General features: G+C 66.3%; 14 protein-coding genes. 9 read left to right on the forward strand and 5 right to left on the reverse strand.

Annotated elements, in window-relative coordinates; translation table 11 throughout:
• The 3 genes from BQ8420_RS14595 to BQ8420_RS14605 form a co-directional block, all read right to left on the reverse strand.
• Positions 1–314 (reverse strand): hypothetical protein (locus tag BQ8420_RS14595; RefSeq protein WP_143847291.1); only part of this gene is annotated, 314 nt, incomplete at its 3' end.
• Positions 311–883, reverse strand: coding sequence for an ATP-binding protein (locus BQ8420_RS14600; protein ID WP_087099395.1), 573 nt, complete (start codon positions 881–883; stop codon positions 311–313). The genes BQ8420_RS14600 and BQ8420_RS14595, both read right to left, overlap by 4 nt.
• Before the next feature lie 123 nt (positions 884–1,006).
• Positions 1,007–1,834 (reverse strand): Scr1 family TA system antitoxin-like transcriptional regulator, encoded by an 828-nt coding sequence (locus BQ8420_RS14605; RefSeq protein WP_235006214.1) that lies wholly within the window; start codon positions 1,832–1,834, stop codon positions 1,007–1,009.
• Positions 1,835–2,044: 210 nt separating this feature from the next.
• Between BQ8420_RS14605 and BQ8420_RS14610 the strand changes: the two genes are divergently transcribed.
• Entirely contained in the window at positions 2,045–2,944 is a 900-nt protein-coding gene (locus BQ8420_RS14610) for a helix-turn-helix transcriptional regulator (protein WP_087099397.1), read from the forward strand.
• Positions 2,944–3,156 carry a DUF397 domain-containing protein gene (locus tag BQ8420_RS14615; RefSeq protein WP_087099399.1) on the forward strand — a complete coding sequence of 71 codons (213 nt, stop codon included), beginning with the start codon at positions 2,944–2,946 and terminating at the stop codon, positions 3,154–3,156. Before BQ8420_RS14610 ends, BQ8420_RS14615 begins: the two co-directional genes overlap by 1 nt.
• 339 nt (positions 3,157–3,495) lie before the next feature.
• Here the strand turns inward: BQ8420_RS14615 and BQ8420_RS31420 are convergent, their stop codons facing one another.
• Positions 3,496–4,290: a macro domain-containing protein gene (locus tag BQ8420_RS31420; RefSeq protein WP_143847293.1), complete on the reverse strand. Its 795-nt coding sequence runs from the start codon at positions 4,288–4,290 to the stop codon at positions 3,496–3,498.
• A 65-nt stretch (positions 4,291–4,355) separates the two neighbouring features.
• Positions 4,356–4,871: a TIR domain-containing protein gene (locus tag BQ8420_RS14620; RefSeq protein ID WP_087099401.1), complete on the reverse strand. Its 516-nt coding sequence runs from the start codon at positions 4,869–4,871 to the stop codon at positions 4,356–4,358.
• 817 nt (positions 4,872–5,688) lie between these two features.
• Here BQ8420_RS14620 and drmD point away from each other — a divergent pair.
• From drmD to BQ8420_RS14655, 7 genes are read left to right on the forward strand one after another with little or no spacing between them, the layout of a single operon-like run.
• Positions 5,689–8,847: a DISARM system SNF2-like helicase DrmD gene (gene drmD / locus BQ8420_RS14625; RefSeq protein WP_087099403.1), complete on the forward strand. Its 3,159-nt coding sequence runs from the start codon at positions 5,689–5,691 to the stop codon at positions 8,845–8,847.
• A gap of 35 nt (positions 8,848–8,882) precedes the next feature.
• The gene (locus tag BQ8420_RS14630; RefSeq protein WP_200815939.1) at positions 8,883–12,941 is read left to right on the forward strand and encodes an Eco57I restriction-modification methylase domain-containing protein; all 4,059 of its coding nucleotides are present in this window, start codon (positions 8,883–8,885) and stop codon (positions 12,939–12,941) included.
• Positions 12,941–16,855: a DISARM system helicase DrmA gene (gene drmA / locus BQ8420_RS14635; protein ID WP_087099407.1), complete on the forward strand. Its 3,915-nt coding sequence runs from the start codon at positions 12,941–12,943 to the stop codon at positions 16,853–16,855. Before BQ8420_RS14630 ends, drmA begins: the two co-directional genes overlap by 1 nt.
• On the forward strand, positions 16,855–18,774 hold the full coding sequence (gene drmB, locus BQ8420_RS14640) for a DUF1998 domain-containing protein (protein ID WP_087099409.1): 1,920 nt from the start codon (positions 16,855–16,857) through the stop codon (positions 18,772–18,774). Before drmA ends, drmB begins: the two co-directional genes overlap by 1 nt.
• Positions 18,771–19,547, forward strand: a complete 777-nt coding sequence (drmC, locus tag BQ8420_RS14645; RefSeq protein WP_087099411.1) for a DISARM system phospholipase D-like protein DrmC — start codon at positions 18,771–18,773, stop codon at positions 19,545–19,547. Before drmB ends, drmC begins: the two co-directional genes overlap by 4 nt.
• On the forward strand, positions 19,547–21,412 hold the full coding sequence (locus tag BQ8420_RS14650; RefSeq protein WP_200815940.1) for a class I SAM-dependent DNA methyltransferase: 1,866 nt from the start codon (positions 19,547–19,549) through the stop codon (positions 21,410–21,412). Before drmC ends, BQ8420_RS14650 begins: the two co-directional genes overlap by 1 nt.
• Positions 21,409–22,998 (forward strand): serine/threonine-protein kinase, encoded by a 1,590-nt coding sequence (locus BQ8420_RS14655; protein ID WP_087099412.1) that lies wholly within the window; start codon positions 21,409–21,411, stop codon positions 22,996–22,998. The genes BQ8420_RS14650 and BQ8420_RS14655 overlap by 4 nt, the downstream gene beginning before the upstream one ends.
• The last annotated feature ends 3 nt before the right edge of the window (positions 22,999–23,001 follow it).

A 23,001-nucleotide genomic window follows, 5' to 3' on the forward strand; every position in this document is an offset into this window, starting at 1 on the left:
CCGTCGTCGGGGGCGGGTCGGGGGCGCGGGACCGGTGGAACACCGTTGGGCCGCTTGGGCAAGGGTCGCCGATCATCGCGTTCGGCCAGGCGGGCGGCGGGTTCGCCGGTGCGGGTGGGAGGCCGGGGCGTCCAGAGCGGAAGGACCAGGTTGGGGTGGGCCGCCATCTGGGTCAGGAGGTGCTGTTCCCGGACGTGCTGGCGGGCGCGCGAGGTCGCCATGGGCCGGGCCGAGGCCCCGGGGCGGGAGAAGCGCTGTCCCCGGGGCGCGTCCAGCACCGCGCGCAGTTCACCCGTGACCGGTGCGGCGCTCATACCAGGGCTCCGAAGGGGGCGAGGGAGCCGGTGAAGGCGAACTCGGCCCACAGGAAGGTGCCCAGCCCCTCACAGAAGGGGAAGTCCAGGACCTTGCGGCTGCCCCAACGTTGGGAGAGGTTTTCGACCAGGAGCAGGCCCCGGCCACGTTCGGCCTCCTCCCACTCGGTGAGGGTGCGGTCGGTAGGGATGACCGGTTCGGTGGGCCGGCTGCCGGGGGCGGGAGTGGTGCGGTGCCCGTCGTCGATAATGCCGACGCGCAGGATGGTGGCGGTGGGCATGGTCAGGGTGCGGACGACGTAGCCGTCGGGTTCACCCGAGCGACTATGGTCGATGGCGTTGGCAAAGAGTTCGCTGCCGCACAGGACGATGTCGGCGGCCGTATCGGAGTGCAGGCCGACCAGTCGGTCCAGGTCGCGGTGCAGGTCATGGCGCATGGTGGCCAGGTGGGCCAGGTCGCCCGGGTAGAGCAGGCAGGGCCAGCGCCGCCCCGCGAACCCCAGGGTGGGTACGGGCTTGGGGGCGGGGTGCACGTGCACGGACGGGCGTGACTGAGGCACAATGGACATGTCGGTCAGACTCCTTTGGTTCTTTGAAGAGGGACTGGTGGAACTTCGATCGGCCTGCTCTGGGGGTGTTGGCGCACCCGCCAGAGCTTTTTCATGCCGGGATGTGGGTCGTTCGATACTCGGTCAGTGGCCGGTGAGGGCCTGGCGGGGACTGGGGGTCAGCCGCGCGGCGAGTTCAGCGATGCGGTGCAGGGAGTCCTCAGCAGGTAGGGCGACCCCTTGGAGGGTGGAGTAGAGGTCGGTGTAGGCCTTGACCGTGGCCGATTCGCGGTGGAAGTGGCCGGTGCCGCAGGGGTGCGGGGTGTAGACGAGGGTGCGGGCCGGGGAGTAGCACAGCGTCCAGAAGGCGCCCCTCAGGCCGGGGTGGGGGCCGGTGGTGGCGGGGATGAGGTGCACGGTGACGTGGTCGTGCTGCGCCAGATGGTGCAGGTGCAGGAGCTGGGCCCGCAGGGTTTCGGCGGGTGCAAGGTGCCGGATCAGGGCGGTTTCGTCGACCACCAGGCAGTGGGACGTGGTGGAGCCGGTGGGGTGGAGCCGGCCGGAAGTCTCAACAAGAGCATCGGTGGAGAGCGGAAGGTTCATCGGCGCTTCGAGCCGGTGCAGCGCGGCGGCGTAGGAGTCGGTGAGGTAGGGGTCCGGCAGGACGAGGGGTGCGTAGGCGCGGACCTGGAGGGCTTCGGGCAGGACGTCGGTGATGGTGACGCGGCCCTGGAGGAGAGTGGCCAGGTGAGCGCTGGCCCAGACGTCCCAGAGCTGGCCGCCACAGTTCAGGACACGATCCAGGTCCTGAGCGACCCGACGCCCAGGGTCCAGGGCACCGGACTCGATTTCCTGGAGCATCTCGCTGGTGACGTATACCTGCGCAGCCAGATAGTCGAGAGGGACGCTGTGCTGACGCCGGGCCGTCCACACCCGCGCCCCGAAACCCTCCCAGCGATCCAGAGGTCCCACCCCTCCCCCGCCATCTACTGCCCGTATCGCTCGTTTGCCCACCACGTGACCTCTCCTCCGTAGCTCCGCGACCCCCAACCTCACCAACCGCCATTAGTGCGGCCTGGGGTTCGTCTCACCATCTAAGCTAGAGAGAGGCCTTCGAACTTACAAGGCCTGTATTTAAAGTGGTCCGCATTATGAACACATGTCCTTTTTCTGGTTGGTGAGATGATGACTGCGACCCCCGCCAACCGGCGCGACGTCGATGAAACGAAGGAGGCCGTCGTGGCCCAGGGCTCCCCCGTCCGCAGGCACTACCTGGTGAGTCAGCTCAAGCGCCTCAGAGCTCAGGCCAAGATGTCCCAGGAGCAGGTCGCGAAGGAGTTGGGGTGGGACACCAGCAAGCTCTACAGAATCGAGAACGGTCGGTTTGTCAGACTGACGACCGAGGCCGTGGCAGCTCTCTGCCGCCTGTACGGGTCGAGCGACGCGCTCCGAGAAGAGCTGGTAGAGATCGCCAAGGCCGCGAGAAAGCAGAAGCCCTGGTGGTTCCAGCACGAGGACGTGGCGGGCAACGCCTTCTACAGCCTGGAGAACGAGGCCACCAGAATCCAGGCGTATGCCATGGGTGTCATCCCGGGCCTGCTCCAGCACCCGGACTACATCGAAGCGCTGATGTCACGAGGACTTCTACCTGACCCAGAAGAACGGCAGAAGCGCGTCGCAGCTCGGATCGAGCGCGGCAAGAGCGTCCTGGACCGCGAAGTCCCGCCTCGCATCTGGGCAATCATCGACGAGTCCGCGCTTCGCTGCCTGGTTGGCGGCCCTGAGGTGATGCGCACTCAGTTCCAGCACCTCATGGAGCTGAACAAGCGCCCGAACATCGACATTCAGGTCCTGCTACTGTCCAAAGGCATGGCACAGCCCTGCGGCTATACCCTGCTGCATCTCGGCGATGCCGACCGCGTGGGCTATATCGACGTACTTCCGAGCGGGCACTTCTTCGAGGGCAGCAACGAACTAGCCGATCACGAGCACAGGTTCGAGTACATGCAGGCAGCTGCCTTGCCACTGGACGATACGCAAGACTTCATCCGCCTCCTCGCGGACGAACTGGAGAAGCCCTGATGACTGAGCACGACGCCACCAAGGCAACGTTGGTGCCCGCCTCCCCCTGGCACACCGCCAGCTATAGCGCCGAGCGCGGCGAGTGTGTAGAGGTTTCAGAAGGTCCGTTCACCGGAGTTCGGGACACCCAGAACCGCGAACTCGGAGCGCTGTTCTTCGAAGCCCACGAGTGGCAGACCTTCCTCGAAACCGCTAGGGAAGATCTCCGCTAAACCACCCAGGCGTGCCTGCCTACGAAGACAAGCTCCTAGAGCCGAACGGCCCTCGCTCCCTTCGGGGATGCGAGGGCTCTGTTCAATTCAGTGAATTCACCCGCCCAAACGCCTTCCCCTACCCCAGCGCTACCCACTCCCCTGACAAAGGCGCAGTAGAGGCCAAGCAGTGCCCCATTCCTCTAGAAAGACCAGAACTGAGTGACGGTAGTGGACCTCGACTACCCCGGTGGCCATGAAGAGCAACACCACCCTGGAACAGCAAACGCCTTTCTGCGCTTCGGCCGCCCGTGCCGCCGCCTACACCTTTCCTGGCCCTTATCGAAATAGGGCATACAACTAGAGAGACCTAATGAACGCGTCAATTTCTAGCATATTCAAATGATGTACATCGCTTGGATGTATCACCACAGTCAGCTCCCTACTGACCACCTCCTCACGGGACTGCGCCACAAAGGAAAGCAGAATAATTTTTAAAAGGCTTTCCCTGTTGACGCAGCCAATCCGCGCCAACTCAGATCCCACCAAACCAATACTGATCGGCTCCCGGTGTGCTCGCCTGTGAACCTCTTGCCACAGCTCACTCAAACTTCGCCATAGATCATCGATGCTGGATTGGGCAACTAGATCATTCCCCATTTTTGTATATGCAATGCAAAAATACAGAAATTTGTCACGCCGGATAGTGGCGACGGTAGCGAGAGGATAACGAACCCGCTTTCCCTTCGGCTTTCTACGACGAGACTCTTTCTGGACGTGCTTCACGCTCTTGAGCGCAGCGTCCAGGAGCCTGTTTAGGCCCGCCAGGTCACCGTGGAACACGCGCCCCAAAAGCTGACCTTGCAAACTTTTCGGATAGATAATGCCGTCAGAGGTATCCGTATCAAAGGTGTCAGAAAATCCAATGGCAAGATGAGTTTTCTGATCAAACAGGTCACCAACATTGACACGAATTTTGATATCTGGAACCTGAAACTCGCGGGTCAATGACGAGCGAGGGTAAGCACGGTAGACACCCCAACCCGCGGAGATAGCTACAACCGCACTGACAATCCAGGCCCCCGGAATTGGCGGAGGAGAAAGAACAGCAGTATAAAGCTGAACCACACCACCAAGAACGCCAAAGGCAGCCAAGGAGTTAATTGTTAGAGAAACAAGCCCGCGCTTCGTCCTGAGCAGTGTCGAAAGGCTGTGCATCACTAGAGGCCGAGCTCGTCATAGACCGTCCCCTTGTAGAAGTAAGGTCCAGACTTCCCATCCACGCGAGAGTTTCCCTGGAACTTCGCCACATAGTCATCGAGGGCATACTTAATGATTTTTGGCTGAAAGGAGACGCTCATAGTATAACGCTCTCGGAGCATTGTCGGGAGTTTCCCGGTCTGAGATCCTCGATTCCCGTTCAGATTCACAAAAACTACCGGAAGATCCAATTTTACGATCTGTTCTACCTCGTAAAAAAGGAAAGAAGTTGATCGCCCCGCCTTGGGCTTGGTTGTGTCGCTAATAAGCATCACGACCTGCTTCGCATTAACAATACGATCACGAAGTCTGCGGCGAATCGTCTCGGGCCTACTAGAGTCTCGTGCAGTGCAAATATCGTGTGCATCGAAAAAATTGAAGTCGATGTTTTTGTTGTCGCGCCATGCTTCCATCAGTCGGTAGCAGTGCAGGTCCTCGCCAGCGAAGGCAACATATGTTTTATTGCGGTATACCATGAACTCCCCAATTGTATCGTTAAGCCTGGACTTAAAACTAGTCAACTTGAAATATACTATCTACCCCTCAGGACGTGCTTCCGTAAAGCCGCTCCTCGCAGTCACGAAGGGAGCTCCCTAATTTCATCGGAAGCCTTTGATGGAATTGGGGTGACCTTACCTAAGGTGGGCTTTACCAAAGCTTCTTCACTTCGATTATTATTTACGCCCTTGACTCTCCCGGCCGATGCGTAGCCGGAACAGGACGACATGGAGGCCTTGTTCTTATGGCACTTCTTCCTTGAATTGCCCGGTTTCCAACCCGGCACCTCCAGCAGGACCTCGTGAGGAGGCGTGATCTGGAGGGACGTCCATGCCCCAGTGTTCTCGGTAGCGCAGTGCACGATTGCTGCCGCCGAAATCGGGGGCCTGGTCAGACCGGCCCCAGAGGATCGTGTTCCTGCCCGTGCGCCCTGGGTACTTGCAGGGGTTTCCGGTGTGGCCCGTGCCGACGAGCAGGGACGCCGCTGGGGGGGTTCGGATCGTCGACACCGTGTGTCACTGCATCCTCCGAATCCGCGGAGCGGAGAGGTCGGTCCCCTTCGGGACCTACGCCTCTTCATCTCCGCTAGTTGTTACTCCGGGTAAACCACGAGGCCTCCGGGACCGTCTTTGGTTCACAGGCCCGACGGTGTCGGGCGTTGAGGACAAACTACTCTCGTTGCGTGTGAACCGGGTTAACAATAGAGTCTCAGTGATCGACGGATCCCCCGATCGGCTCTAGCGTTATCCGTGAATCCAGGCGACAGCCCCCTGACAGGCGCGAGGTAGTCCAACGATGTCCACAACGACCGACGAGCTCCCCCAACCGAGTGCGCTCGTCGAGGTACGCGGCCAGAAGTGGGTCGTGAGCGGGATCGAACCCGGCGACACCTTCACCGTGGTCACCCTCCAGAGCATCCAGGAGGGCAAGTACGGCGAGACCCTCGACGTCCTCTGGGAGCTCGAACCCGGCCGCAGACTCCTGCCCAGCGGTTCCCTTCCCGACGTGTCCGGGATCGTGCCCGACCAGCCCGAGCAACTGGCCGCCTTCCTGGACGCGGTCCGGTGGTCGGCGGTCACCTCCGCGGACGTGCGCAACCTCCAGTCGCCGTTCCGGTCCGGGGTGGCGATCGAGGACTACCAGCTCGAACCGGTCTCGCGAGCGATCGGCGCCCCGCGCGTGAACCTGCTGCTGGCCGATGACGTGGGTCTGGGCAAGACCATCGAGGCCGGGCTGGTCACCCAGGAACTCCTGCTGCGCAACCGCACTCAGCGCATCATGATCGTGTGCCCGGCCGGGCTGACGTTGAAGTGGCAGGACGAGATGGCCGAGAAGTTCGGCCTCGACTTCACCATCATCAACTCCGAGCAGGCCGCCCAAGTACGCCGGGACTACGGCAGCACCGCGAACCCGTTCAACGTGCACCCGCTGGCCATCGTCAGCCTGCCGTGGCTGCGCGGGGCCAAGGCCCAGCGCCTGCTGCGCGAGGTCCTCCCCTCGGACGGTCCCAGCTACCCGCGCACCTTCGACCTGCTCATCCTGGACGAGGCCCACCACGTGGCCCCGGCCGCCCCCAAGCAGGTCTACGCGGTGGACTCCCAGCAGACCAAGCTGATCCGCTGGCTGGCCCCGCACTTCACCCACCGACTGTTCCTGTCCGCCACCCCGCACAACGGGTACCAGCAGTCCTTCACCGCACTGTTGGAGATCCTGGACGACCAACGGTTCGCCCGAGGGGTGGAGCCCGACCGGTCGGCGATCGAGGACACGGTGGTGCGCCGCCTCAAGCGGGAGGTCGAGAACCCCGACGGCACCCCGCGCTTTCGGGAGCGCGTCACCCGCGAAATCCCGGTCACCTACCCCGAGGACGAGCGGGAGATCCACACCCTGCTCACCCGCTTCGCGCAGCTGCGCCGGACCAAGCTCACCACCCGGAAGGGCAAGCGCGCCACCGACCTGGTCACCCTGCTGCTGAAGAAGCGGCTCTTCTCCAGCCCGGCCGCCTTCGGGCACACCGTCGAGGTCTACGCCGAAACCCTGCGCTCGCGTTCGGCCGGCCACGAGGCGATCGGCTCCGACTTCGACGAGGTCCCCGAGTGGATGGACGACTTCTGGGACGAGACGGCCACCTACGACGACGAGGAGCTGGCCGAGGCCGAGGACGCCGCCCTGGACCGCAGTCGCCCCCTCCAACCCGACGCCGACGAGGACGAGCAATCGCTGCTGGAGCGGATGCGCACGTGGGCGCAGACGCACGAGGCCCAACCCGACGCCAAGGCCCGTGAACTCATCACCTACCTGGAAGCCGTGTGCAAGCCGGACGGCGAGCACTGGACCAACGAGCGCGTGGTGATCTTCACCGAGTACCGCGACACCCAGTCCTGGCTCCGCGAACTCCTGGCCCAGCAGGGATTGGGCGGACAGCACGTCGCCGAACTGCACGGTGGCATGAACACCGACGACCGCGAGTCGCTGCGATTGGCCTTTCAGAAGGACCCGAGCGAGCACCCACTGCGCATCCTGCTGGCCACCGACGCCGCCAGCGAGGGCATCGACCTCCAGCGGCACTGTCACCGACTGGTCAACTACGACATCCCCTTCAACCCGAACAAACTGGAACAGCGGATCGGCCGGATCGACCGCTACGGGCAGACCGAGAACCCCGAGATCCGGCACTTCGTCGGCACCGGTTGGGAGAAGTCCACCGACTCCTTCGAGGCCGACCTGGAATTCCTGTCCCGGGTGGCCACCAAGGTCGCCCGCATGGAGGAGGACCTGGGTTCGGTCAACGCGGTCATCTCCGACGCCGTGCAACGCCGGATGCTCGGGCAGAAGGCCGACCTGGACGCCGAGACCTCGAAGGCGGACGGCAAGGGCCGAGTGCCCTCCAACTCCAACATCCGTGAGCAGGTGCGCCGGCTGCGCCGCAACCTGGACGAGACGGTCGAGTCACTGGCCATCACCCCGGCCCGGGTCAAGCGGGTGGTGGACACCGCCCTGAACCTGGCCCGCCAGCCCGCACTGGTCCCGCACGTGGACGAGGACGAGGAGCGCTTCACCCAGGGCCTGTTCCAGGTGCCCGCCCTCACGGGTTCGTGGGTGCACACCACCACGGGACTGACCGAGAAGCTGGCGGGTGACGCCCCCAAGAACGTCGTCCCCCGCCAGCTCCCGGTGACCTTCGACGCCAACGACGTCCAGGGCCGCGACGACGTGGTGCTGGCCCACCTGAACCACCCGCTGGTGGCCCGCTCCATCGGTCTGCTGCGCACCGCGGTGTCCAACGACCGGGTGGGACTCAACCGAGTGACCGCCGTGGTCAGCGACGATCCCGCGCTCGAAGACGTACTGGTCGGCGCCTACTCACGTTTCGTGCTGGTGGGCGCGGACGGGCTGCGTCTGCACGAGGAGGTGCTGCACTCGGGTGGCTGGCTGCCCGAGGCCGGTCGTTTCCGCCGCCTGGAGAACCTCACCACCCTGGGCGGCATCCTCAACAAGGCCCTGACCGACGGCCGACCGCTGTCGGACGCGGTGTGGAGCCGGATCCGCGACCGGTGGGAGCGGGCCGGCGGCAGGCTGGGGCTGGAACGCGCGATCGAGTGGCGCGCGGACACCAGGCTGGAGCAGCTGCAACGCCAGCTCCAGCAACGCGAGGAGAACGAGCGCAGCCGGGTGACCACGGTGCTGGGCCAGTTCGCCGAGAACCTGAAGAAGGCTCTGTCCAGTGAGGAGGACGAGGACGCCCTGTTCAGCGAGCGTTCCGTCACCCAGACCAAGGAAGAGCGCGAGCAGTACCGCAAGGACCGAGAGAACTGGGAGAAACGGCTGGCGTCCCTGGGCGGGGAGCGCGAGCGCGAGCTGGCGGCCATCGAGCAGCGCTATTCGCGGCAGGAGCCGCACACCTTCCCCGTCGCCGTCGTCTTCGTCATTCCCCGTAAGGAAGCAGTCCGATGAGCACCCCGCCCCTCAGTAGCAAGCACAGCCGAAACATGCAGAGCAGCAGCGATCTGGTCCGCGACCAGCACCTGAACTGGCTGGGGTTGCTGGAGGTCAGCGGCCCGTTCCTGACCCTGCCGGTGCTGCGCCAGGTGTGGTCGGCCGGGTTGGACCCGTTGGACAAGGAGCAGCGGCGAGAGCTGCGCCGCGAGCACACCCTCTGGCAGGAGGATCTCGCTGCCGGACGGGACGCGTGGATCCGGTACGTGCTGGGCGGGCTGCTCGGCTGGGGCGAGAACCTGCGCACCGACGGCCTGGAGTCGCTGGCCATGGAGGTCGCCGAACACGACACCCGGGTGGAGCCGTCGTTCGTGCTCACCGAGCCCGGGGGCGAGAGCGGTGACGAGGTCCAGGCGGACCGCGTCCGGCTGCTCGGGCTGGTCTGCCCCGCCGGGCAGTCCCCGCAGCAGCGGATCAAGGACGAGTCCTGGTCGGCCACCCCCGTGGACCGGCTGGCGCAGCTGTGCCGCCACCACGGTGTGGAGCTCGGGCTGGCCACCGATGGTCGCTGGTGGGTTCTGGTGTGGGCACCCAAGGGTGGGGTCACCACCACGGCGGTCTTCGACGCCTCACTGTGGACGGACTCCGCCGAGCGCGACGTGCTGCGGGCCTTCTACTCGTTGCTCAACCGACGCCGGTTCTTCGGGGTGCCCGACGAGGAGCGGCTGGTCAAGCTGCTGGCCCAGAGCATGGACTCCCAGGAGGAGGTCACCGAGGCGTTGGGCGTGCAGGTCCGCCAGGCGGTGGAGCTGTTGGTCGCCGCGATCGGTCGGGCCGACACCCGCGCCCGTGAGCACGGGGGCCGGGACCTGAGCGGGGTGTCCGCGCACGACGTGTACCGGGGTTCGGTCTCGGTGATGATGCGGGTGGTGTTCCTGCTCTTCGCCGAGGAGCGCGGCCTGCTGCCCTCCGACAACGACCTGTACGCACGGGCCTACTCGGCGGGTGGTCTGTACCAGGAGCTGCACGAGCAGGCACGTGAGGGCACTGAGGACGACCTGGAGCGGACCACGGCTGCCTGGCACCGGCTGCTGGCACTGTTCAACGCGGTCTACGGCGGGGTGGACCACCCCCGGCTGAAGATGCACCCGCTCGACGGGTCGCTGTTCAACCCCGAGACCTTTCCGTGGATGCCGCTGGACATCGACGACCGCACTGTCCTGCACATGCTCAAGGCCGTGCAGTACGTGCGGGTGGGACGTGGGAAGTCGGCCGAACTGCGCAAGCTGTCCTTCCGCGCGCTGGACGTGGAGCAGATCGGTTACGTGTACGAGGGTCTGCTGTCCTTCGACGGCTTCCGTGCCGGGGACCTCGTGGTGGGGCTCATCGGCAAGGAGGGTTCCGAGGAGGAGGTGGAGCTGCGCGGGCTGGAGGGGTTGGCGGCGCGGCACACCGACGTGGAGTCACTGGCGGCCGAGCTGGCCGTCAAGTACAAGGACTCCAAGATCGGGACGAAGGGGCAGCTGGCCAAGCGCCTGGCCCCGATGGACCGGTCCGAAGAGGAAGAGGCCCGTAAGAAGCTGCGCGGGGTGCTTCCCCGCGAGGATGAGTTGGTGGAACGGCTGCTGCCGTTCTTCGGGATCATCCGCCTGGACCTGCGTGGCCTGCCGCTGGTGATCCGTTCCGGCGAGCTGTACGTCACCGACTCCTCGCTGCGCAAGAACACGGGGACGCACTACACGCCGAGGTTCCTCGCCGAGGAAGTCGTGGAGGGCGCACTGGAGCCGCTGGTCTACGAGCCGGGGCCGTTGCAGACCGCCGACACGAGTGAGTGGAAGCTCAAGAGCAGCCAGGAGATCCTGTCGCTGAAGGTCGCCGACATCGCCGTGGGTTCGGCGGCGTTCCTGGTGGCGGCAGCGCGTTATCTGGGTGCCCGACTGATCGAGGCCTGGGTGCGGGAAGGCGATCAACGGGTCGAGGGGTACACGCCGCCGGAGGACGGTCTGCGTGCCGATGATGACAAGGTCGTCATCGAGGCGCGCAGGCAGGTCATCGAGCACAGCCTGTATGGGGTGGACATCAACCCGATGGCCGTGGAGATGGCGAAACTGTCGCTATGGCTGGTCTCGATGGATCCGGAACGACCCTTCACGTTCTTGGACGACCGCTTGGCTGCTGGCGACTCACTACTCGGGATCACGTCCCTTGAGCAGCTTGAGTACATGCACATGGACCCCAAGAAGGGCCGCAAACTACATGGCGATGACAACACACTCATTGACTTCACCTCCGGAATCAGGGAATTGCTCAGCCGAGTCGCCGAGTCTCGTCGCAAGTTGGCAAGCATCGATGGAACAACGCTGGAGGGCTTGAACCGAAAGCGTTCAATGCTGGGTGAAGCCGAACTGGAAACAGGCCGAGTAAAGTTGCTTGCCGACCTGACCGTAGGTGCGGCGCTTACGAAAGCGAGCCGTGGTGAACGAGGCCTGAATCAAGGTTCGTCTGAAGCCGTCGAACTGGCTAGCAACCTGGGCGCTGGCGAGGCTAAAGCCCGATTGGCGGCAAAAGAGTGGCTGGATTACGACCGGCCCACCGAAGCCTTCGAACGCCATCCTTTGCACTGGCCACTGACATTCCCGGAGGCGTTCGAGAACGGTGGATTTGATGCCATCATCGGAAATCCTCCATTTTTCGGAGGAAGCAAACTACTCCCCGCAGTCGGACAAAGCTATCGCGACCACCTAGTCGATCACCTCGGAAATGGAATCAGAGGAACACGCGGAAACGCAGACCTTTCATCTTACTTCACACTAAGAATCCACAACATCCTCAACAAATATGGCCAAATTGGGATAATTGCAACGAATACCCTAGCCCAGGGAGACAGTCGGAAAGTTGGCCTAGACCAAATTCTCAAGAGTGGATCAACCATCCGCAGGGCAGTGTCCAGCTCCCCCTGGCCGTCAAAAAGCGCAGCTTTGGAGTACTGCGCAGTATGGATCAGCAAATCCCTACTGCACGATAACTCACAGAGCATACTGAACGGAAAAACAACAAACGGAATCAACTCCTCCCTAGCTGAAATATCGCGATTCACCAACCCCCCAAAAAAGCTTCAGGCAAACTCAGGGATGTCCTTGCACGGAGTGAAAATCTGGGGCAAAGGCTTCACACTTAGCTCTGCCGAGGCAAAGAGTCTCATGGAATCGGACCCAAAAAACTCTGAAATCCTCTACCCATACCTGAGCGGACAAGAACTCAACTCCCAACCCAGCCTGACCCCAGAAACCTGGGTTATAAACTTTCACAACTGGAGCGAATCAACAGCAAGGGAATACCCCGATTGCTTCGAAAAGGTGGCCACCCAAGTAAAACCCGACAGGGATCGAGTCCAGACCAGAAAAAGCGTACGCGAGGTCTGGTGGCAGTTCGCTGAGCAGCGGCCCGAGCTAGCACGGGCAACCAAAAACCTCAGCGAGGTTATTGCAATCACACGAGTCAGCCGAACTGCAATGCCTTTGCTGGTTCCGACAAATCAGGTAATCAATGACAAGATCGTCGTCATCCTAAGTGACAGTCGAGAAATGCTATCCCTGATTTCCGGCAGCATTCACCATCAGTGGGCGGTAGCAAGATGCGCAACACTCAAAACTGACCTACAATATACTCCTTCAGATGCATTCGAGACATTCGCGATGCCTGATCTCACTCAGGAACTCCGGGACCTCGGTGACCGGCTCGACACCTACCGTCGGGACGTCATGCTCTCTCGCGACTCTGGGCTCACCAAGACCTACAACCTGGTTTTTGATCCCGAGTGCAGCGATCCTGACATCCAGGAGCTCCGCGCCATCCACCGTGCCATCGATGAGGCCACCATCCGTGCCTATGCCTGGGAAGAGCGTATCGAGGCCGTCGGCGGGCTCGACCACGGCTTCCACAAGGTCGGCCGCGAGACCCGCTACACCATCGGCCCAGCCGCTCAGCGGGAAGTCCTCGACAGTCTGCTCGAACTGAACCAGGAGCGCTACGCCGAAGAGGTCGCTCAGGGCCTGCACGACAAGAAGAAGTCCAAGAGCAGGGCTTCCAGCAACGAAGGGACCCTGTTCTGATGGCTGACGATACCCTCTTCCCCAACCCCAACGGCGAACAGACCTCCCTCGACACCGCCCCCACAGCGAAGAAGCCCACCAAGGCCGAACTCCGCGCCGCCGCCGACGCCGCCCGGGACGCCGCCGCGATCGCCTCCCTTGACCAGCCCCAGGAGTTCATCGACGCCTCCTCCTTTGCGGTGCGCGGCGAGCTCCAGAACCTGGTCTCCCGCGATCTCCTCGGCCCCTGGGATGGGCCCACCGAGGAACTTCCCCGCCGCTACTCCGGCCCGCGTGAGCGCTACCTGGTCGGGATGCTCGGTCCCCGCCACCAAACCCCCACCTCCGTCCGGGACGCGGCCGATCAGGTCATGAACACCGAGAACGGGGTCGAGGGCACCACCGGTGGCGAAGGTTCCGGGGAGGCCCCCGATGTGGTCACCCCGCAGAATCTCGGGCACATGTGGGCCTCCACCATGGGCCTGTCCTTCTCCGTGCCCGCCGATACCGGCGCCGTCAACGTCCGCGCGACCTGGGGTCAGTACGACAAGCCCGCCGTCCTGGAGGACGAGGGCAAGACCCGTCGCGCGTGGACCCGTGAGCCCAAGGAGTTCGAGAAGGAGGTCCGGCTGGACGAGAAGCCGGACCACCGGATCGGACTGACCGATCCGGACCCCGACGCCTCCTGCGTCTACCTCAACGTCACCGTCCGCGCGAACGGCGACCAGCGCACGGTCGAGCTGAACCTGGTCAACAACCGCATCCCCGTGCAGCCCAACGGGGACACCATGTGGCTGTTCCAGGCCGAGCTTTCCGTGACCGCCCTGGACGGGGTCTCCCCCGTGTTCCTTCCGGTGGACGACCCGCTCACGGACACCGAGCCGGTCACCACCGACACCGAGGACCTGCACCTGCGGCTCCTCTACCGGGATCAGCTCAAGTACGCGGACGGCCGCAACGTGGCCGTGCATGCCGAGGTCGCCGAGCAGGCCCGGCGCGCGCACCGGCTCGTCACCACCTGGCTCCCCCACCACGACGTGCCCGCCACCACGGCCGCCGTGGACACGGATTCGGCGTTGGCCTCCGCTGAGCTGTCCATGGACGTGCTGGCCTCCGCCGACACCACCACCGACGCCCTGCGCGCCGGGCTGTCCCCGCTCGCCGACGGTTACTCCGCCTGGTTGGGCGGGCGGGAGGCGGTCATCCCCGACCTTCCCGAAGCCCTACGGGAAACCGCCAACGCAGCGGTCTTCAAGGCCCGTGAGGCCGAAAAGCGCATCCGGGCCGGGATCGAGCTGCTGACCGACCCCGCGCTCCCCCGGCACGAGGAAGCACTCAAGGCGTTCCGGTTCGCCAACCGGGCCATGGCCGACCAGCGCCGCCACAGTGAGATCTCGCGCCTGCGCGAGGATCCCGAGGTTTCCTTCCCCGAGGCCGAGCAGCAGGTCCAGGATCGTGGGGCCTCCGCCGCCTCCTGGCGCCCGTTCCAGTTGGCGTTCGTGCTGCTCAACCTGCCCTCGATCACCGACCCCGACCACGAGGAACGCGCCGCATCCCCGCAGGCCACCGTGGACCTGCTGTTCTTCCCCACCGGTGGCGGAAAGACCGAGGCCTACCTGGGGCTGACCGCGTTCACGTTCGCGATCCGCCGTCTCCAGGGGATCGTGGGCTCCGGCACGGACGCCCGCAGCGGCCTGGCCGGGGTGGCGGTGCTGATGCGCTACACCCTGCGGTTGCTCACCGCCCAGCAGTTCCAGCGGGCCGCCGCATTGGTGTGCGCCGCCGAGGTGCAGCGGGTCGAGGACCCAGGCACCTGGGGTGAGGAGCCCTTCCGGATCGGTCTGTGGGTCGGCCGCGGGGTCTCTCCCAACTGGTACGACGACGCGGAGAAGCAGATCGCCTCGGCCCGGGAGCGCGGCCGCGGCGACTACGTCAACGTGCTCCAGACGTTGTCCTGCCCGTGGTGCGGTACCAAGCTCCAGGCCCACCGGGACCTGGACCCGCGCCTGGACACCCGCCGGGTCCTATTGTTCTGCGCCAATGGTGAGGGCGACCACGCCTGTCCGTTCTCCAGGACCCGGTCCACCGAGGGCCTGCCGATCCTCACCGTGGACGAGGAGATCTACCGGTACACCCCCAGCCTGCTGATCGCCACCGTGGACAAGTTGGCCCAGCTGCCCTGGCGCGGGTTCGCGGGCATGCTGTTCGGTCGGGTGGCGTCCTACTGTCCACGCCATGGTTTCCGGCACAGCGATCTGGACGCCAAGACCGGTTGCCGGGGTCGGCACAACGCCAAGGGGCAGCTTCCGAAGACGGAGAGCCGTCCGGTGCCGAGGCTGCGGCCGCCGGACCTGATCATCCAGGACGAGCTGCACCTGATCTCGGGCGCGCTGGGTACCACGGTGGGTCTGTTCGAGGCGGCCGTGGACGAGCTGACCTCGTGGACCACGCCGTCGGGGAACCGGACCTCGCCGAAGATCGTGGCCTCCACCGCCACCACCAAGCGCGCCGTGGACCAGGTGCGCGGGGTGTTCGGCCGGTCCTTGCAGATCTTCCCGCCGCAGGTGACGGAGGTGACCGACAACTTCTTCTCCAGCCAGGTGCCGATCACCGAGGAGAGCCCGGGCCGCCGCTACCTGGGCGTGTGCGCGCACGGGGTTCGGCTCAAGCAGGCGGAGATCCGGTTGGCCGAGATCCTCGCGTTGGCCGGTCAACACCTGTTCGACACCCATGGGGCCCCGGCCGACCCGTACATGACGATGGTCGGCTACTTCAACGCCACCCGTGAGCTGGCGGGGATGCGCCGGTACATGGACGACGACGTGACCGTGCGGGTGCGCAGGCACGGGAACGAGCGGGGTATGCGCAACCGGTTGACCAGGTCCGGGATGTTCAACCTCCAGGAGTTGACCTCGCGGATCTCCTCGGCCGACATCAGCGACGTGCTCAAGCGCCTGGAGGTGGGGTTCGACCCCGAACTGGACACCTCCGACCGGCGTCAGGGGATCTTCGCCGACCTGCGCGCCACCAACGAGGCGCAGAAGTCACGGTCGTCCTCGGCGGCCAACGTGCGACCCCACGCGCTGTCCCAGCGCCGCGAGGAGCGCAACCGGGACAGCCGTGTCCCGGTGGACGCGGTGCTGGCCACCTCCATGCTCCAGGTGGGCGTGGACGTGTCCCGATTCGGGCTGATGGTGGTGACCGGTCAGCCCAAGAACACCGCCGAGTACATCCAGGCGTCCTCCCGAGTGGGCCGTGAGGCGGCCCGGCCGGGTCTGGTGGTGACCTTGTACAACTGGACGCGGCCGCGCGACCTCGCCCACTACGAGGACTTCGGTTACTACCATTCCACCTTCTACCGGCAGGTGGAGGCGCTGAGCGTCACCCCGTTCACCCGGCGTTCCCTGGACCGGGGCACGGCGGCGATGTTCGTGGCGGCGGTGCGCAACGCGGTGGACGAGCACTCCCACAACAAGGACGCCCATGACGTGGACCTGGACGGGCCCGTGGTGGAGGAGGTCATCGGCCGGATGCTCGCCCGGGCCGAAAACGTGGCCGGTGAGCGCGGCCGTGACTACCTGTCGGAGCGGATCAACAGCCTGCGCGACCACTGGAAGCAGGGCCGGAACGGGTCCACCGCGTTGGGCTACGAGCGTTCGACCGAGACCAAGAACCAGCTGCGCGGACTGCTGACCAAGCCGGGAGAGGGTTCCTGGAGTGAGACCACCGTCGGTATGTCCATGCGTGAGACCGAGAACGAGATCAACCTGTTGGTGTCGGGCGGCGGTGACTTCTTCCAGCCGTTGTTGAACGCCCCGACGTGGTCGTTCGGCCCGCCGCGCCCAGACGACGATGAACCGGGCGACGGGGAACAAGGCGACGACCGGTCGGAAGAGATCTCGGCCCCGGCCGGGGCGGGGAAGGAGCAGGGTTGATGCGCGACGAAGGACACCGGCGCAGGGTCGGCGCGGTTCGGCCCAGCCACCTGATGTTCACCAGCGGGGTGGGGTCCTTGGTGGACCTGCCCAACTTCGCGGTGTTGGTGCGCGGGTTGGACGACTGGAACTACACCCACGCCTACGGGTGGGAGAAGATCAGCGAGCCGCGCCTGTTGGAGGAGCTGCGCAAGCTCCCCGGAAACCGCAAGGTGGAGGAGTTGCGGCCGGCCCCGTGGACCGAGGGCACGGAGCAGGAGCCGGGTGGGCCCGCCGCCCGGGTGGGTGTGCCCACCACGCCGTTCCCCTCGAACTTCCGCTGTACCTCCTGTGACTACCTGGTCCCCTTGGACTCGGGCATGCTGGCGTTCGAGAACGCCAACCCGCATCGACCCCACGAAGCGAAGTTCACGCACGCCATCGGCAGGCACAGGGGGAAGAAGCCGCTGGCGGTCGCCGCCAGGTTCGTTCTGGCCTGTACCTCCGGTCACCTGGACGACTTCCCCTACGACCTCTTCGTGCATCGGGGCGGGTCCTGCCCCAAGGCCCAGCGCCCCCAACTGAAGATGGAGGACCGGGGCGGCAACATCGGCGCGAACGTGGAGCTGACCTGCGTCAACTGTGGCGAGCACCGCAACATGCGCGACGCGAGCGGTGATCGTGGGTCGCAGAGTCTGCCCCGATGTCGGGGACGTCATCCGCACCTTCAGCAGCAGTTCGACCAGGACGGGTGTGGGAAGGCCCCGAAGGTGCTGGTGCTGGGCGCCTCGAACCAGTGGTTCTCCCAGATGCTGTCCGCCCTGGCCGTCCCCTCCGGGGGTGGTACCACCGAACTGGACAACCTCGTCGAGCAGTACTGGGACATGCTCAAGGACACCGCGAAGGAGGGGTACGCGGTCCTGCGCCAGTTCGCTCCACCCATGCGCGACCACTTCGGCAAGTGGGACGACGACACCGTTCATGAGGCCACCGAACGCCACCGTGCGGTACTCGAAGGGGCATCGACCGCGCAAAAGGCCGAAGGTTACCCGGACCTGCGTACCGCGGAGTGGGAGGCGTTCTCCTCCCCCGACCTCCACGAACCCACACCCGACTTCGCGCTGCGCCGCCTTAATGACGGGGTCCCCGAGGAGCTGCGGGGAATCTTCACCGACGTGGTCCAGGTGGAGCGGCTCCGGGAGGTGCGGGCCCTGACCGCGTTCACCCGGCTGGACTCCCCGGACAAGGATGACCCGACCATGGTGGAGAGCGTCCGGTTGTCCCGTGAGGACCCGACCTGGCTGCCGGCCAGTGAGGTGCGCGGTGAGGGCATCTTCCTTCGGGTCTCGGACGACCTGCTTTCGGCGTGGGAGAAGCGGGTCACCGAGAGCACGGCGATGCACCTGCACAGGGAGGCCTACGGGACCTTCCGGGAGAAGCGGTACTCGGACCGGGTCGGCTCGGGGTTCGAGCGGATGCGGCACTGGCCCGGTGAGCGCTACATCGCTCTGCACACCCTGTCGCACCTGCTGATCCGGGCGATCGCGCTGGACTGCGGGTACGACGCGGCCAGCCTGTCCGAGCGGATCTACGCCGGGAGCGAGGAGGACCCGCGTGGCGGCATCCTCATCTACACCGCCGTCCCCGACGCCGAGGGCACCTTGGGTGGGCTGGTCTCCCAGGCCGAATCCGGCCGCTTGCCCCATCTGGTGCGTCAGGCGCTGCGCGGTGCGATGCGCTGTTCCTCCGACCCGCTGTGCGCGGAGCGGCTACCGCAGCCGCAGGCGGACTTCCTGCACGGCGCGGCCTGCCACGTGTGCCTGTTCGTCTCCGAGACCACCTGTGAGAACGGCAACCGGTTCCTGGACCGGCGGTTCGTGGTGCCGGTCGGAGGCGCGGGGCAGGAGCAGGGGCTGGCCCTCTACCCTGAGGTTCCGTGAACCACAGCATGAACATCCCCGCTTTCGAGGAGGCCGCGTCCGCGGCCTCCTCCGCCCTCGGCGGCGCCGGTCTGCGTGAACTCGCCACTCGTGTCGCCGAGGGTTGGCCGGAACAGGCGATCCTGGGTTCGGTCCGGGACCGGCGCGCGGTCGCCCCGGTACTGGCCGCCCTGACCGCCGACGCCGTACCGGCCATCGAGGCCGCGGCGTTCCTGCGCGGACTGGCCGCCGGGCACGCCGCCGCCACCGGCGAGGTCTCGGTGGAGACGGTGTGGACCGGCCCGTCGAGCCACTCGGTGCCGGTGCGCTCCACCGCCCAGGCCCTCTTGGACGTGATCGCCGAAGCCCGCACCGAGCTGGTGCTGATGACCTACTCCGCCAAGCGTCGTCCGGACATTCGACAGGCCTTGGCCGACGCGGTGGCACGCGGGGTCTCGGTTTCGGTGGTGGTGGAGACCCTGGCCGGGGCGGGCGGGGCGATCAGCGGCACCGAACCCGGGCAGGCCTTCACCGGGATCGGCGGGGTCGACCTGTGGCACTGGCCGATGGGCCGGCGAGAGGGCAAGGGCGCCAAGGCGCACGCCAAGCTCGCGGTGGCCGACCGTCGGGCGCTGTTGGTGTCCAGCGCCAACCTCACCCAGTCCGGGGTCTCCACCAACATGGAGGCCGGTCTGTTGGTCCGTGGCGGGGCCGCCCCTCGACGGGTGGCCGAGCACGTCGCCGAGCTCCGCTCCCGAGGAGTCTTGGAGCGGATCCGGGTGGGTGACCACTGATGGGTGCGGAGAGATCTCCTTCCACGCGGGCCCTGGTGGGTTCGGCCGACATCGCCCGGCTGGCCGGGGTGCGGCGGCCGGCGGTGAGCAACTGGCGGCGTCGGTTCGATGACTTCCCGGCGCCGGTGGACGGGGCGGCCGACCGTCCCCTGTTCGCTTTGGAGGAGGTTCGGAACTGGTGTCTTGAGCACGGCAAGGACTTCGAGACCGACGACGCCGATCTGTTGTGGCAGCGGGTGCGCACCGAGGTACCGGACCTCCGCCGGACCTCGTTCTTGGCCTATGTGGGGCGGTTGCTGACCGGGGAGATCCCTCGGGTAGGCGGGGACCCCGCTCCGGTCCAGGGGTGGGAGGTCCTGGCCGAGCAGGTGCTCACGGCCGAGGATCCGAACAGGTTGTTCGAAAGGCTCGCCCTGCGTTGGGGTTCGGGGCTCGGCCGGGCCGAGACCGACCCCGATCTGGGCGATTGGATGGCCGAGTTGGCCGGGGTCGCGCCGGGGCAGCAGGTGGTGGATCCCTCGTGCGGTGGCGGTGGCTCATTGGTGGCCGCGGCCCGGCTCGGGGCGACCACCGTGGTGGGTCAAGAACGCGACGCCGACGCGGTGGCCATCGCCCATGCGCGTCTGCGTCCGTTGGCGAAGCTGTGCGTGACGGCGGTCGGCGACACCCTGCGTGCCCCGCGTCCGGTGTTGGCGACCGAGCCGGCCGACGTGGTGCTGTGCGACCCGCCGTTCCGGGACCGGGACTGGGGGCACGAGGAGCTGGCCGAGGACCCACGGTGGGTGTACGGGGTGCCGCCTCGGGGCGAGAGCGAGCTGGCGTGGGTGCAGCACTGTCTGTCCCTGGTGCGGCCGGGCGGCCGGGCGGTGGTGATGGTGCCGGCTTCGGTGTCCTACCGTCCCGGTGGTCGAAGGATCCGCGCCGCGCTGGTGCGGGCCGGGGCGTTGCGCGCGATCCTGGAGGTGCCCGGGGACGGTGGCGAGTCCGGGCGGCAGGTCTGGGTAGTGATCGGACCCGAAAAGGGCGTCGAATCCCGGGTCCTTCTGGTCGGGGCGGTGGAGCGGGAGGAGTCCCTGCGCCTGTACCGGGACTTCCTCGCGGGCGACCTTCCCTCGGATGAGCCGCGGGCCATCGCCGTGGACGCCGGCGAGCTGATCGACGACGAGGTGGACCTGCGCCCCTCCCGGCACCTGGCGTTGGCCTCCCGTGGCCGCGCGGACGTGCACTACACCCCGTTGTTGGAGGAGTTGGACGCCACCCTCTCCGAGGCCCGCGCACTGATCCGAGGGCTGGACTTCGATGGTGGCGGGGTGCCCATGACGACGTTGGGTGCCCTGATCGACCAGGGCGCGGTGGAGTCGCACCGGCCACCGATGGTCATGAGCACCGGGGAGGGAGACCTTCCGGTCCTGACCGTGGCGGACCTGCGCGCGGGTCGGCCCGCCGGTGAGCGATGCGGGCCGGCACCCGGCCTGGTGACCACGGAGCCCGGTGACGTGGTGGTGGCCGAGACCGTGCGCGATACCCCGGTACGGGTGGTGTGCGAGGGCGGTGAAGTGCTGGGACCGCGTCTGGTGTTGCTGCGGGCGGTGCCCGATCGGCTCGATCCCGATTTCCTCGCCGGGGCGGTGCGACCCGAGGTGGTGGCCGCCGGCCGTACCGCCTCCGGCCGGGCCGACCTGCGCGGACTGGCGGTTCCGGCGTTGCCGGTGGAACAACAACGCGAACACGTACGGATGTGGGACGGGCTCCGGCGTCAGCGGGAGCTCTCCGAACGGATCGCGGAACTGGGTGATCGCCTGGCAGAGTTGGGAAATCGAGGACTGCGGGAGGGTGAGTTGAAGCCGGGGAAGGCGGAACCATGACCGGGACGCGGGACAAGATGGTCCTGGAAGGGCGTTACGAGCTGGTCGCCGTACCCATGGGGCGCGGCGGCATGGGCGAGGTCTACGAGGGTCGCGACAGACGGCTGGAGCGGGAGGTGGCGGTCAAGTTCATCCGCTTCCCCGCCGACACCGACGAGGACGAACGCAAGACCATGGTGCGTCGGTTCGTGCGCGAGTCGCGGATCACCGCGGAGCTGCAACACCCCGGGGTGCCCGCGGTGTTCGACGCCGGGAGCCACGACGGTCGCCCCTACCTGGTGATGCAGCGGATCCACGGGGTGAGCGGCAGTGACCTGATCTCCGAACAGGAACGCCTGTCGGTGGGGTGGAGCGCGGGGATCGGCGCGCAGGTGTGTTCGGTGTTGGCCGCCGCGCACCGGGCCTCGTTGGTGCACCGGGACCTCAAGCCCGCCAACCTGATGCTGGAGCCCAACGGCACGGTGAAGGTGTTGGACTTCGGGTTGGCGGTGGCGTTGGACCGCACCGACTTCTCGCAGATCACCCGGACCGGGCACACCCCGGGCACCCCCGAGTACATGGCTCCGGAGCAGTTGATGGCGGGCATGGCCACGGCCCGCAGCGACCTGTACGCGCTGGGCTGCATCCTGTACGAGATGCTGACCGGGCAGCGGCTGTTCAGCGCCACGACCCCGTTCGCGGTGGCCACCAAGCAGGCCAACGAGGTGCCGGGCCGGGTGCACGCGGTGCGGTCGGACGTGCCCGGGGAGCTGTCGGAGCTGGTGGGGGCGCTGTTGGAGAAGCGCCCGGAGGACCGGCCCGAGGACGCCGTGGAGGTGTACGGGCACCTGGTGGGGTTCACCGACGACCTCGAACCGATCCCGGGGGTGCTCGATCCGCCGTCGCTGCCCAACCCGCACCGGATGTACGGGGCGGTGCTGTCCCGGGTGTTCGGCTCGGGCGGCTCCCCCGCCCCGACTCGTGAACCCTCCCCCGTGCCGCAACCGGCTCCCGAGGAAGGACCCCTGTCCGGTGAGGGAGATCCGGCTTCCCCGTCGGAGCGGTCGATGATGAAGCGGGCCCGGGACGAGGCCGCCGAGCTGGTGTCCTCCTCCCGGTACCGGCAGGCCTCCGACACCCTGCGCGAGGCCGTGGTCGAGGCCTCGGAGGCGTTCGGCCGTACCGATCCGGAGGTGGTGAACCTGCGGGTGGAGTGGGCCAACGTCCTGTTCGAGGGTGGTGACTTCCGGCAGGCCGGACCGCTGTACGGACGGCTCGCCGAGGACCTGGGGCGGGCCCCGGGCAGCGACCGGAGCCTGGTGTTCCGCTGCCGGTTGCAGGACGCCACGTGCCGGGCCCTGGCCGGGGACACCGCCGCCGCGCTGGAGTCGTTGACCGCGCTGTTGGCGGACGAGGTCGAGGCGTTCGGCTCCGATGACCACCGTCCCTTGGAGTTGCGCCGCCAGATCGGGCTGCTGGAGTTGGGGGCGGGACGGCGCGAGGAGGCGGGTCGCACCCTGCGTTCCCTGCGCGAGGACCTGGTGCGGTTGCGCGGTGCGAAGCACCCGGCCATCACCCAGATCGACGACCTGCTCAAGGCCGCTTGAGGC

The sequence above is a fragment of the Nocardiopsis sp. JB363 genome, assembly GCF_900143625.1.
In the GTDB taxonomy this organism is placed as follows: Bacteria; Actinomycetota; Actinomycetes; order Streptosporangiales; family Streptosporangiaceae; genus Nocardiopsis.